The sequence below is a fragment of the Duganella violaceipulchra genome, from assembly GCF_019166075.1.
Taxonomy (GTDB): domain Bacteria; phylum Pseudomonadota; class Gammaproteobacteria; order Burkholderiales; family Burkholderiaceae_D; genus Rugamonas; species Rugamonas violaceipulchra.
Map to the genome: position 1 here is coordinate 89,681 of NZ_JAHTGR010000010.1, position 12,590 is coordinate 102,270.

Here is a 12,590-nt window from a genome sequence, read left to right on the forward strand (position 1 = left end):
GAGAACCCCAGCATGCAAAAATTTTTACGCACGCGCCGCACCGCCTTGGCCGCAGCACTGTTGGCGGCCAGCCTGGCGCAAGCCGCGCCTCCCGCCTTCACGCCGCGCTGGCAGATCGACGGCAACGCGATCCGCTGGCAGGTCGGCGACACCCACCGCGACCAGCTGGAGATGAGCGGCCGCCAGGTATCGGCGGTGATCGACTACGGCAGCCAGCCCGACGGCACACTGCTGCTGACACGCACCGTGGTCTGGCCGATGCTGCGCACCATCCCGGACGACACGCATGCCAGCCTGATACGCAAGTTCGGCCCCGAGGCCACACCCGCCATCACCATCGACGGCGCCCCCGCCGCCCCCGAGCATCTGCAACAGGTGCGCTTCGACGGCCGTCTCAGCCTGCAATCCCAGCTGGCGCCTGGCCTGCTGCTGACCCGCACACTGACGCCATCGCCGGACGAGCCGGCGCTGGTGGAGCGGCTGGAGCTGGTCAACCACGGCAATACCGCGCGCCGCTACAGCTTCGCCGCGCTGGACAACAGCGAAACCACGCCCGCCGACCGCGGCACGCATGGCGCCTACGTGATCGCCGTGCAGTCGGCGGCGCGTGTAGGCACGCTGGTGCCGGGCGCGCGCGTGCACGTGGACGTGATCGTCAGCGGCCGCCTGCAAAACGAAATGGTGTACGTGGACGGCGAAGAAGCCTTGCAGGCGCGCGCCCGCAAGGTGGCGCAGTGGCGCGGCGACCTGGTGCTCGAAACGCCGGACCCGGTGCTCGACACCATGTTCGCCTTCTCCAAAGTGCGCGCCGCCGAAAGCGTGTTCGCCACGCGCGGCGGCCTGCTGCACGCACCGGGCGGCACCCGCTACTACGCCGCCGTCTGGGCCAACGACCAGGCGGAATACGTCAATCCCTTCTTCCCCTACCTGGGCGACCGCGCCGCCGTGCAAAGCGCGGTCACCAGTTTCGGCCTGTTCGCGCGCTACATGAATCCGGAATACAAGGCGCTGCCCTCCTCCATCATCGCCGAGGGACGCGGCTACTGGAACGGCGCCGGCGACCGTGGCGACTGCGCCATGATTTCCTACGGCGCCAGCCAGTTCGCGCTGGCGCAGGGCGACGCCGGCACCGCGCGCCAGCTGCTTCCCTTGATCGACTGGTGCCTGGAATTCACCCGCCGCCAACGCGACGGCGAAGGCATCGTCCATTCCGACAGCGATGAACTGGAAGGCCGCTTCCCGGCCGGTAAAGCCAACCTGTCGACCAACGTGCTGGCCTACGGCGGCCTGACCGGCGCCGCGCGCCTGAACGCGGCGCTGGGCGACCAGCCGCGCGCCGCCGCGCTGCAACAGGAGGCGCAGGACCAGCGTGCCGCCCTCGAACGCTACTTCGGCGCCAGCATGAGCGGCTACGACACCTACCGCTACTACGCCGGCAACGACAAGCTGCGCGCGTGGATCGCGCTGCCGCTGGCGTTCGGCATCACGGAACGCCAGCACGGCACCATCGACGCGCTGCTGTCGCCGCAGCTGTGGTCCGAGAACGGCGTGCTGACCGAAGCCGGCGACAAGACCTTCTGGGACCGCGCCACGCTGTACACGCTGCGCGGCCTGTTGAAGGCGGGCGAGCTGGAACGCACCATGCCCTACCTGCGCTACTACTCCGGCCGCCGCCTGCTGGGCGAGCACGTGCCGTATGCGGTGGAGGCGTGGCCGGAAGGCCAGCAGCGCCACCTGTCGGCGGAAAGCGGCCTGTATGCGCGGGTGATGACGGAAGGCCTGTTCGGCATCGAGCCGACCGGTTTGCGCAGTTTCAGTTTCGCGCCGCGCCTGCCCAAGGGCTGGCCGCGCATGGCCTTGCGGCGCATACGCGCGTTCGGCGCTGGCGACCAGGGCGAAGGTCTCGACCTGGTCACCACGCGCCTGCGGCCAGGCCGGCCGGAGCAACGCGTGCTGGTGCGCCTGAACGGCAAGACCGTGCTGGATCAGGCCTGGAACGGCAAGGCGCCGTTGCAGGTCACTCTGCCCAATTGATGTATATCGTTTTCAGCAATGGTGGTGGCTAAACATTCATTAGATTGCAATCCCCGCCTTGCCTAGTATGTCTCCATCGGCCGCCTGCGGCGGCCGATCATCATAATAACGATCAGGAGACATCATGAAGAAATCCACCCACCGCGCCCGGATGACACTCGTCGCCCACGCCCTCGCACTGGCATTCGGCGGCGCCCTTTTGTCAGGCGGCTTGGTCGCACCAGCCTACGCCCAATCAAACGCCACCGGCACCATCTTCGGCCAGATAGCCAATCCAAAGGGAGCCAGCGTGGTGCTGGAGAACACGGCCACCGGCGCGCGCCGCATCGTCCATCCTGACGCCAGCGGGCGCTATCAGGCCACCTCCATGCAGCCCGGCATTTACAAGGTCATGCTGATGCGCGGCGATCAAGTTGAACGTACGCTGGAAGTGGAAGCCTTGATCGGCCAGGGCGTCGAAGCCTCGTTCGACGCCATCCAGGCGGTCACCGTGTCGAGCCGTCGCCGCAGCATCGACGTCAGCAACACCAACAACGGCGCCGTGTTCACCGCGCGCGAACTGGCGGCGCTGCCGGTGGCGCAAAGCCTGTCGGGCATCATCCAGCTGGCGCCCGGCACCTCGCGCGGCAATCCGCGCATCGGCGGCGACAGCTTCGGTGGCGCCGGCGTGTCGGAGAACTCGTACTACATCAACGGCTTCCCGGTCACCAATGTGTACAAGCAGATCGGCTCGACCACGCTGCCCTTCTTCGCCATCGCGCAGGCGCAGATCCTGCAAGGCGGCTACAGCGCAGAATTCGGCCGCTCCACCGGCGGCGTGGTCAACATCACCACCAAGAGCGGCACCAACCACTGGGACGCCGGCGCGGTGTTGCAGTACACGCCCAACTGGCTGCGCGCCAAGCCGGAAGACACCTACTATCCGCAGACCGGCGCCAACCCCGCCACCGACGGCAAGCTGCTGACCTACCGCGGCGCCAACAACGCCACCGACGTCTTCGGCAGCGTGTATGTCGGCGGGCCGCTAATCAAGGACAAGCTGTTCATGTTCGCCAACCTGGAACAGGACCGCTTCACCACGGGTTACATCAGCAAGGATTCCGATGCGACCAACAAGACCAACGGCTGGACCGAGCGCGAAACCCGCACGCCGCGCTACCTGCTCAAGCTGGACTACAACATCAGCGACGACCACCGTCTTGAATTCACCCAGATCCACGACGAGTACAAGAAAGCCCAGCAGAACTACGGCTTCAGCTACGCCACGCTCCAGCGCAACAACACCCGCGCCGGCGGCGTGACGGGCGACGCCGCCATCACCAACGACTCGATCCTGAAATACACCGGCTACCTGGGTGACCGCCTGACCGTGACCGCGCTGGCCGGCCGCTTCAAATCAACCTATCCGCAGAGCACCGAAGGCTACGTGCCGGGCGTGTATCAGGTCAGCGCCCCGGTGAACGCGCAGGTGCCGGGACTGAGCTACAACAACCCGCAGACGATAGGCGGCACCATCCAGGTGGCCAACGCGGAAGACAAGCAATCGACACTGCGCCTGGACGTCGAATACAAGCTGGGTGATCACGCGCTGCGCGCCGGCGTCGACCACAACAACGTTTCGTCGATCAACGGTTCCTCGCTGGCCGGTGGCGGCAGCTGGATTTACTCCCGCGCGTCCAATCCGAATTCGACGGTGCCGGGCGGCCGTTCGCCGGCCTCCGGCGGCGGCTACGGCGCCCAGGGCTACTATGTGAACGAATACCACCAGAGCGATTCGGCCTCGCCGCACACCGACCAGAGCGCGCAGTATGTGCAGGACCGCTGGCAGATCACCAACACGCTGCTGCTGGACCTGGGCCTGCGCAACGAGCAGTTCACCAACAAGAACAGCTTCGGCGTGCCGTACGCCGAGCAGCGCCACATGCTGGCGCCGCGCCTGGGCGCATCGTGGGACGCGCGCGGCGACAGCAGCATGAAGCTGTTCGCCAACGCCGGCCGCTACCACCTGCAGATTCCGACCAGCGTGGCGCTGCGCCTGGCCGGCAATCCGATCCACATCGACCACTACTTCACCTACACCGGCGTCGATCCCAAGACCGGCGTGCCGACCGGCCTGAATGAAATCAGCCCGCCTGTCTCGGGCGGCAACGAGTGGGGCCAGGCCAAGGACCCGCACCAGGTGGCGGCCAGCAGCCTGGGCGCCACCTACCAGGATGAACTGGCGCTGGGCATCGAGGCGGCGCTGACGCCGGCCTACACCGCCGGCGCCAAGTTCACCTACCGCACGCTGCGCAACACCATCGAGGACTGGTGCGACCAGCGTCCGGTGGACGCCTGGGCCAAGCGCAACAACGTCGACGCCAGCAAGTACAACATGCCCTGCCTGCTGATCAATCCAGGCCGCGACAACACGCTGGTGCTGGACCTGCGCCGCGACGGCAAGCTGGTGACCGTGCCGCTGACGGCCGACGACATGGGCCTGCCGAAAGTGCAGCGCATCTACACGGCGCTGGACTTCTTCCTTGAGCATCCGCTGCGCGACGGCTGGTACGGCAAGGTCAATTACACGCTGTCGCGCAGCCGGGGCAATATGGAAGGCCAGGTGGCGTCCGACATCGGCCAGGCCGACCTGGCCGCCACCACCGCCTACGACTATCCGGAGTTGATGACCGGCGCCAACGGCCTGCTGCCCAACAACCACACGCAGGTGCTGAAGGCGTATGGCTACTACGAGCTGACGCCGGAATGGCGCGTGGGCGGCAACCTCAATATCGCCACCGGCGCGCCGAAGTCCTGCATCGGCAACCTGCCCAAGGCGCTCGACGTCAACAACAACCCGGCCGGCTGGTACGGCTCCGCCACCTTCTATTGCGACGAGAAGCTGGCGCCGCGCGGCTCCGCCGGCACGCTGCCGACCGACGTGCGGCTGGCGCTGAACGCGACCTACATGCCGCGCTGGCTCAAGGGCCTGAGCTTGAAGGCGGACGTGTTCAACCTGTTGAACCAGCAGACCGACCTGGCCACGCAGCCGGGCTACAACTCGGGTCCTGGTACGGTCAGCGCGTACTACAACCAGGTGCTGGGCCGCGCGCCGGAACGCCAGGTGCGCTTCACGGCGGAATACAACCACCGGTTCTGATCGGCCCATAAAAAAAACCACCTGTACTGAACGCGTTCAGGCAGGTGGTTCTTTTATTGCATCGGAAGGATTAACGATAGAAGGCTTCGACTTTGCCCTTCAGCTTGATCAGCATCGGGTTACCGAAGCGATCCAGGCTCTTACCGGCCGGGACCTTGATCCAGCCTTCGCTGATGCAGTACTCATCAACGTCCAGGCGTTCTTTATCGTTAAAACGGATGCCCACGTCGTGTTCAAACACGGCGGCAACGTGGAATTTGCTGCGCGGGTCGATCGACAGACGATCCGGCAATGGAGGGAGTTGGGTAGTATCGTTCATCCCGCAATTATATCAGTTGATTTTCAGGACCCAAAAAAAGGCTTGCTTCCGCGATTAGTTGATATATACTTGTTTACTCAAGCATTAATCAAGAATTAATTGACAACGGAGCACAGCATGAACGAGATTATTGACGACACCCCCGCCGCCATCAGTCCCAGCCTGGAATTTGCGCTGCGGCTGGCGCGCGCCCAGGCCACTCTGGTGCGCCGGCTCGACCAGGTGCTGGGCGGCTACCACGGCATCAGCTTCGGCGACTTCATGTTGCTGCACTACCTGAACCGCGCCCCCGGCGGCCGCCTGCGCCGGGTCGACCTGGCCGAGCGCCAGGGCCTGACCGCGTCCGGCGTCACCCGCACCCTGCTGCCGCTGGAAAAAATCGGCCTGGTCGAACGCCAGCAGGACCCGCGCGACGCCCGCGTGGCCTACGCCGCCATCACCGACACCGGCCGCGAACTGCTGAACAACGCCGTGGTGGTGGCGGAGCAGATCAGCAAGGACCTGCTGCGCAACTGTCCCACCGCGCATTTCGATGAACTGAGCACCGCGCTCGGCCTGATCGCCGGCATGAACGCCACCAATTCCTGAGAGCCCACCATGGACGATCCAAAAAAACTGCAACGCGCGGCATTGAAGCGCGACCCGAACTTCAAATGGCTGCTGCGCGGCGGCGTGATCTCCATGCTGGGCGACCAGCTGACCATGATCGCCCTGCCCTGGCTGGTGCTCAAGCTCACCGGCGACACCTTGGCATTGGGCTTCGTCATCGCGCTGATGAGCATTCCGCGCGCGGTCTTCATCCTGATCGGCGGCGCCGTGGTGGACCGCTACTCGCCCAAGCGCGTCCTCATGCTGAGCAAGTACGCCAACGCCGTGCTGCTTGGCCTACTAACCTTGCTGGTGCTGCACAACCAGCCGACGCTGACGTTCTCGCTGAGCGAATCGCTGTCGCTGACCATCGACCTCAACGCGCACCTGACGCTGATGATCATCTACGTGCTGGCCTTCGGCATCGGCCTGGCGCAGGCGTTCGGCATCCCCTCCGGCACCTCGATCATGCCGCAGGCGATCGCCGCCGAGCATCTGCAAGCGGCCAATGGGGTGTTGATGGGATTGCGCCAGGTGTCGATGCTGATCGGCCCACTGATGGCGGCCGGCCTGCTCGCCATATCCGGCAACAGCGGCGATAGCGGCGGCGTGGTGGCCGATGCGCGCGGCCTGGCGTTTGCGTTTGGCTTCGACTGCTTCAGCTTCCTGGTCTCGGCATGGACCCTGTCCAAAGTCGGCCCATTGACCGCACCGGCGCAGGCGGAAGCGCCGCAATCGGTGCTTCGCTCCGTCGGCGCCGGCCTGATGATGGTCTGGAACGACGTGCCGCTGCGCCTGTGCTTCATCTACTGGGGCACGGTATCGCTGTTCATCGGCGGTTCGATGCAGGTGGCGATTCCGGTGCTGGCCAGCGAGAAGCTGCACGGCGCCTCCGCCCTCGGCATCCTGATGGGAGCCAACGGCGCCGGCATGCTGTTCGGGATGGCCGGCGCCGCGATGCTGGGCGCGCGCCTGCGCTTGGCCAGCTTCGGCACCGTGCTGCTGGTGGCGGACGCCATCGCCGGCTTCCTGGTGATGCCGCTGGGCGCCGTGCAAGCCCCGTGGCAGGCGTGCGCGCTGATGCTGACGCTTGGACTGCTGTCCGGCTACATGCAGATCAACGTCTTCACCTGGATTCAGCGCCGCGTGCCGCCGCACATGATGGGCCGCGCCATGAGCATCTTCATGTTCATCTTCATGGGACTGGCGCCGTTGTCGGCCGCCGTCACCGGCTGGGTGCTGACGATGATCTCGCTGTCGCAATTGTTCCTCGGCGGTGGCATCATACTGGTGGTGTTCGCGACACTGGCATATCTGCTCACGCCTATCCGCAGCATCAGCTCGAACACCCCGCAACCGCAGTAAAAGGAAACGCGCATGGAAACCAAATGGCTGGAAGACTTCATCTCGCTGGTCGAGACCAATAATTTCAGCCGCTCGGCGGCGCTGCGGCACGTGACGCAGCCCGCCTTCTCCCGCCGCATCCAGTCGCTGGAAAACTGGCTGGGCACGGACCTGATCGACCGCACCTCGTATCCCACGCGCCTGACGCCGGCCGGCATCGTGTTCTACGAGCAGGCGCTGGAGATGCTGGCGCAGATCAACGGCGCGCGCGACATGCTGCGTTCCAAGCGGGCCGCCGCGCAGACCAGCATCGACCTGGCGGTGCCGCACACGCTGTCGCTGACCTTCGTGCCGAAATGGCTGACCGCCTTGGAGCAGGACTTCGCGCCGATCAGCAGCCGCCTGATGGCGCTCAACGTGCACGACGCCGTGATGCAGCTGGTCGAAGGCGGCTGCGACCTGCTGCTGTGCTACCACCATCCGCGCCAGCCGGTGCAGCTCGATCCGGGCCGCTACGACATGCTGGTGATGGGCCGCGAATCGCTGTGCGCCTACGCCCGCTGCGACAAGAACAAAGCGCCGGAATTCACGCTGCCCGGCACCAAAAAAGAGCCGCTGCCGTTTTTATCGTACACCAACAACGCCTACCTGGGCCGCATGGTGGAGCTGATCCTGGCCGACGCCAAGACCCCGCTGCACCTGGACCCGCACTACGAAACCGACATGGCCGAAGGCCTGAAGATGATGGCGCTGGAAGGCCGCGGCGTGGCCTTCCTGCCCGAATCGGCGGTCACGCGGGAGCTCAAGCAAAAGCAGCTGGCGCGCGCCGACGGCGGCGCCTCCGAGTGGGAAATCGAAATGGAAATCCGCCTGTACCGCGAGCGCCCGTCGGCGCACCGGCGCGGCAAGGCCATCGTCGAACGGCTGTGGGAGTTCCTCGAACAGCAGCAAAAAGATAGTGGCCGCAAACGCCGCGTCTCGGTCTCGGAAAGATAAGGCCAGTTAGCGGCGAATTAGCGCCCCGATTAACGCCACTTGCATAACTATGCATTTTTTGCATAGCCGAATGCGCATACAGCATTGGCCCGTTTTCAGTCTCCCGTCCTATGATTCGCTCCACTTGAAGAGCGCCACGAGCGGCCTTCAGCCACGAATTCAAACGGAGACTTGAGCATGACCACTGTACAAGCACACGCACTGCCTTCCTACCTCAACCCAGAAGACCTGGGCCCTTGGGGCGTCTACCTGCAGCAGATCGACCGCGTCACCCCGCACCTGGGCAGCCTGTCGCGCTGGGTCGAAACCCTGAAGCGCCCGAAGCGCATCCTGACCGTCGACGTGCCGATCGAGCGCGATGACGGCTCCATCGCCCACTACGAAGGCTATCGCGTCCAGCACAATATGTCGCGTGGCCCAGGTAAGGGCGGCGTGCGCTTCCACCAGGACGTGACGCTGTCCGAAGTAATGGCCCTGTCGGCATGGATGACCGTGAAAAACGCGGCGGTGAACGTGCCATACGGCGGCGCCAAAGGCGGCATCCGTGTCGATCCCAAGACCCTGTCCCGCAACGAACTGCAGCGCCTGACCCGCCGCTACACCAGCGAAATCTCGCTGATCATCGGACCAAACAAGGACATCCCGGCGCCGGACGTCAACACCAACGAACAGGTGATGGCATGGATGATGGACTCCTACGCCATGATCGAAGGTAACCTGTCGACCGGCGTCGTCACCGGCAAGCCTATCTCGCTGGGCGGCTCGCTGGGCCGCCGCGAAGCGACCGGCCGTGGCGTGTTCGTGGTGGGCCGCGAAGCCGCCGCCAAGCGCGGTGTGGCGATCGAAGGCGCCCGTGTGGCGATCCAGGGTTTCGGTAACGTCGGCGGCGTGGCAGCGACCATGTTTGCGGAAGCCGGCTCCAAGATCATCGCCGTGCAGGATCACACCGGCACCGTCGTCAACCAGGGCGGCCTGGATGTGGCACGTCTGCACCTGCACGTCGCCGAATGCGGCAGCGTCACCGGTTTCCCCGGCGCCGAAGCCTTCCTGGACCGCGACGCGTTCTGGGGCATCGAGTCGGACATCCTGATTCCGGCCGCGCTGGAACAGCAGATCACCGCCGCCAACGCGCCGACCATCCGCACCAAGATCATCCTGGAAGGCGCCAATGGCCCGACCACGCCGGAAGCGGACGACATCCTGACCGACAAGGACGTGCTGATCGTGCCGGACGTGCTTGCCAACGCCGGCGGCGTGACCGTGTCGTACTTTGAGTGGGTGCAGGATTTCTCCAGCTTCTTCTGGAGCGAGGACGAGATCAACGCCCGCCTGACCCGCATCATGCAGGACGCCTTCAACGCCGTATGGTCGGTGTCGCAGGACAAGAAGGTCACGCTGCGCACCGCCACCTTCATCCTGGCGTGCACCCGCGTGCTGCAAGCCCGCGAAGTACGCGGCCTGTATCCATGATCCATTAATCCCCAGCAGTTTGCGCCTGCACCGGCTTCGGCCCGTGCGGGCGTTTTTCGCATTCAGAGCCAATAAAATAACGAGGACACCATGAGCACCATCGAACAAAAAGCGCTGGCCTACCACCGTGCCGGCAGCGCCGGCAAGATCGCCATCGAAGTGACCAAGAGCGTCGCCACCCAGGAAGACCTGGCGCTGGCGTATTCGCCTGGCGTGGCCGCGCCGTGCGTGGAAATCCAGCGCGATCCGGCCAAGGCCTACGAGTACACGGCCAAGGGCAACCTGGTCGGCGTGATCACCAACGGCACGGCGGTGCTCGGCCTCGGCAACATCGGCGCGCTGGCCGGCAAGCCTGTAATGGAAGGCAAAGTGGTGCTGTTCAAAAAATTCGCCGGCATCGACGCCTTCGACATCGAGATCGACGAAACCGATCCCGATAAACTGATCGAGATCGTCACCGCGCTGCACCCGACCTTCGGCGGCATCAACCTGGAGGACATCAAGGCGCCGGAGTGCTTCTACATCGAGCGCAAGCTGCGCGAGCGCCTGTCGATCCCGGTGTTCCATGACGACCAGCACGGCACCGCCATCGTGGTCGGCGCCGGCATGCTGAACGCGATCGAAATGACCGGCCGCGATATCGCCACCGTGAAGATCGTCTGCTCCGGCGCCGGCGCCGCCGCCATCGCCTGCCTGGAACTGCTGGTGGACCTGGGCGCGGAACGTCGCAATATCTTCGTCTGCGACAGCAAGGGCGTGCTGACCACCGCGCGCAAGCTCGATGGCGAAAAAGCCGCCTGGGCGCAGGACACCAGCGCCAGCAAGCTGTCCGACGTGATGGACGGCGCGGATGTGTTCCTCGGCGTGTCCGGTCCCGGCGTGCTGTCGCCGCTGGACATCGAGCGCATGAAGCCGCAGCCCATCGTCTTCACGCTGGCCAATCCGGAGCCGGAGCTGCGTCCGGAACTGGTGCGCGAAGTGGCGCCGGACGCCATCATCGCCACCGGCCGTTCGGACTATCCGAACCAGATCAACAACGCGCTGTGCTTCCCTTACCTGTTCCGCGCGGCGCTCGACTGCGGCGCCTCGACCATCAACCAGGAAATGAAGCGCGCCTGCGTGGTGGCGCTGGCCGACATGGCGCGCAGCGACGCCCGCTTCGGCAAGGACTATGTGGTGCCTGGCCTGCTGGACCCGCGTTTGCTGAGCGGCGTCACGCCGAAGATCGCCACCGCGGCCTGGCGCAGCGGCGTCGCCCGCAAGGAACTCAATGAACTGGAATACGCGGACGACCTGCGCGACCTGGCGGAATCGCTGATCTAGGCACAGCGCGGTTGAGCGTGCCGCCTGCGGCGACGCGCTCAACCGCGCTCACTAGAAATAGTACCCGGCCTGCAGATTGACACGATGGGTGACGCCATCATACTTGGTCGAGGTCGACCCGAGGCCGCCAAAATCCGGCCCCATAAACGGCTGGTGCCTGCCCGCCATGAAGTCGGCGTAGAAGTACCATTTTCCGGCGGCGAAGCTCAGCCCCGTCACGTTCTGTTGCGCGTCCTTGTAATTGCCGACGCGCTTGGTCAGCATGCTGAAGTCATTGTATATCTTAAATCCGGTGAACGGACCGATCGTCCATGGCAGGTCATAGCTGATGTTGGCGACCAGGATATCGCCCTTGGCCGCCACCGGATACGGATAACCGAATGCGCCCAGCATCACAAAGCTGTTCGGGTCCAGGCCACCGTAGGTCTGGGTCGGCGCGTGCCGGGTATGGAAGCTGTAGCGCAGCGCTTCCAGCATCACGCCCACCGGACCGAAAGCACCCTGGTAGTGGACGGCGACCGCATTGCGGCGGGAGTTGTCGCCGGCGCCGTTGCGTATCTCGCCGGTCAGGCCGGACAGGCCAAGCTCCTGTTTTTCGCCGGGGCCAAAGTGCCATGCGGCGCGCGCCACCAGCGTATTGCGTTCGCTATCCTTTTGGCCAGAGCCGTAACCATGCGCGTTGTCGTCCGGGACGATATTGAACGAATAGCGATTCGACGCCCCGGCCGTATTGGAACTGCCGCCATACGATCCGCCATCGCGCGGATAGAAACCGAGCTGCCATTCCAGCGGACCGGGCTTGCTGGCGTAGGTCACGCCCAGGTCATGCACGTCTTCCAAGCCGGTGTAAAACGCGATCGACTCGTAGAAATTATTGGAGGCAAACGGCTGCAGGCCAAACGGGATTTTATCCAGCCCGACATGCACGCTGCTCTTGTCGGCAAAGCGCATGCCTATCCAGCCATGATGCAGGAAATGCTCGGTGTAGTCGCCCTGCCCCAGCGGGAAGTCGTTGTAGCGATATTGGCCGGAACCGATCCACTTGCCATCATCGTAGTTGACGTCCAGGCGCGCAGTGTCCAGCCCGAAGAAGCCGTGTGGATGGTCGGGCTGCCAATTCTTGTAGACGTAGTTAAATCGTATCGCGCCGCCGATGCTGAAGGGCGACGGGGCCGTTTCCCCCGCACGCGCGGCGCTGCAAACCAGCGCCGCCGCGCACAGCGCACCGCCCCAAGTACCCCTGATCAAATTCAGATACATGATTTCCCCTTGGATTGGTGCCGTCAGTTCAAGGTACTTTGCAGCGACGGCTTTAGCAAGCACGAAGGCCCTGTTGTCCAACGTGTGTCAAATGGTTGCAACAAGACCATCGGCGCT

9 protein-coding genes are annotated in these 12,590 nt (G+C 64.7%); 7 read left to right on the forward strand and 2 right to left on the reverse strand.

What is annotated here, in order from left to right; all coding sequences use genetic code 11:
* Window positions 1–12: 12 nt before the first annotated feature.
* Together KVP70_RS19205 and KVP70_RS19210 are read left to right on the forward strand one after the other, a co-directional pair.
* Complete coding sequence (locus KVP70_RS19205) at window positions 13–2,034, forward strand: glucosidase family protein (RefSeq protein ID WP_217943774.1); 2,022 nt, start codon at window positions 13–15, stop codon at window positions 2,032–2,034.
* 124 nt (window positions 2,035–2,158) lie between these two features.
* Window positions 2,159–5,173, forward strand: coding sequence for a TonB-dependent receptor (locus KVP70_RS19210; RefSeq protein ID WP_229224931.1), 3,015 nt, complete (start codon window positions 2,159–2,161; stop codon window positions 5,171–5,173).
* Window positions 5,174–5,243: 70 nt separating this feature from the next.
* On the opposite strand, the gene KVP70_RS19215 is transcribed toward KVP70_RS19210, so the two are convergent.
* The gene (locus tag KVP70_RS19215; RefSeq protein WP_026335271.1) at window positions 5,244–5,492 is read right to left on the reverse strand and encodes a DUF3297 family protein; all 249 of its coding nucleotides are present in this window, start codon (window positions 5,490–5,492) and stop codon (window positions 5,244–5,246) included.
* 117 nt (window positions 5,493–5,609) lie between these two features.
* On the opposite strand from KVP70_RS19215, the gene KVP70_RS19220 reads away from it, so the two are divergent.
* The 5 genes from KVP70_RS19220 (at window position 5,610) to KVP70_RS19240 (ending at window position 11,213) form a co-directional block, all read left to right on the forward strand.
* Window positions 5,610–6,080 carry a MarR family winged helix-turn-helix transcriptional regulator gene (locus KVP70_RS19220; protein WP_217943775.1) on the forward strand — a complete coding sequence of 157 codons (471 nt, stop codon included), beginning with the start codon at window positions 5,610–5,612 and terminating at the stop codon, window positions 6,078–6,080.
* A 9-nt stretch (window positions 6,081–6,089) separates the two neighbouring features.
* Complete coding sequence (locus tag KVP70_RS19225) at window positions 6,090–7,445, forward strand: MFS transporter (protein ID WP_217943776.1); 1,356 nt, start codon at window positions 6,090–6,092, stop codon at window positions 7,443–7,445.
* A 12-nt stretch (window positions 7,446–7,457) separates the two neighbouring features.
* Complete coding sequence (locus KVP70_RS19230) at window positions 7,458–8,420, forward strand: LysR substrate-binding domain-containing protein (RefSeq protein ID WP_217943777.1); 963 nt, start codon at window positions 7,458–7,460, stop codon at window positions 8,418–8,420.
* A gap of 177 nt (window positions 8,421–8,597) precedes the next feature.
* Window positions 8,598–9,890 (forward strand): Glu/Leu/Phe/Val family dehydrogenase, encoded by a 1,293-nt coding sequence (locus tag KVP70_RS19235; protein WP_217943778.1) that lies wholly within the window; start codon window positions 8,598–8,600, stop codon window positions 9,888–9,890.
* A gap of 90 nt (window positions 9,891–9,980) precedes the next feature.
* A complete protein-coding gene (locus tag KVP70_RS19240) occupies window positions 9,981–11,213 on the forward strand; it encodes a malic enzyme-like NAD(P)-binding protein (RefSeq protein ID WP_217943779.1) in 1,233 nt (410 codons plus the stop codon).
* Between the two features lie 51 nt (window positions 11,214–11,264).
* Here the strand turns inward: KVP70_RS19240 and KVP70_RS19245 are convergent, their stop codons facing one another.
* Window positions 11,265–12,473: a hypothetical protein gene (locus KVP70_RS19245; protein WP_229224932.1), complete on the reverse strand. Its 1,209-nt coding sequence runs from the start codon at window positions 12,471–12,473 to the stop codon at window positions 11,265–11,267.
* Between the last annotated feature and the right edge of the window lie 117 nt (window positions 12,474–12,590).

Excerpts from the sequence above, each read along its gene's own strand:
- KVP70_RS19215 (WP_026335271.1), bottom strand. The coding sequence starts at position 5,492 with ATGAACGATACTACCCAACTCCCTCCATTGCCGGATCGTCTGTCGATC.
- KVP70_RS19235 (WP_217943778.1), top strand. The coding sequence starts at position 8,598 with ATGACCACTGTACAAGCACACGCACTGCCTTCCTACCTCAACCCAGAA.
- KVP70_RS19210 (WP_229224931.1), top strand. The coding sequence starts at position 2,159 with ATGAAGAAATCCACCCACCGCGCCCGGATGACACTCGTCGCCCACGCC.
- KVP70_RS19225 (WP_217943776.1), top strand. The coding sequence starts at position 6,090 with ATGGACGATCCAAAAAAACTGCAACGCGCGGCATTGAAGCGCGACCCG.
- KVP70_RS19245 (WP_229224932.1), bottom strand. The coding sequence starts at position 12,473 with ATGTATCTGAATTTGATCAGGGGTACTTGGGGCGGTGCGCTGTGCGCG.
- KVP70_RS19220 (WP_217943775.1), top strand. The coding sequence starts at position 5,610 with ATGAACGAGATTATTGACGACACCCCCGCCGCCATCAGTCCCAGCCTG.
- KVP70_RS19230 (WP_217943777.1), top strand. The coding sequence starts at position 7,458 with ATGGAAACCAAATGGCTGGAAGACTTCATCTCGCTGGTCGAGACCAAT.
- KVP70_RS19205 (WP_217943774.1), top strand. The coding sequence starts at position 13 with ATGCAAAAATTTTTACGCACGCGCCGCACCGCCTTGGCCGCAGCACTG.
- KVP70_RS19240 (WP_217943779.1), top strand. The coding sequence starts at position 9,981 with ATGAGCACCATCGAACAAAAAGCGCTGGCCTACCACCGTGCCGGCAGC.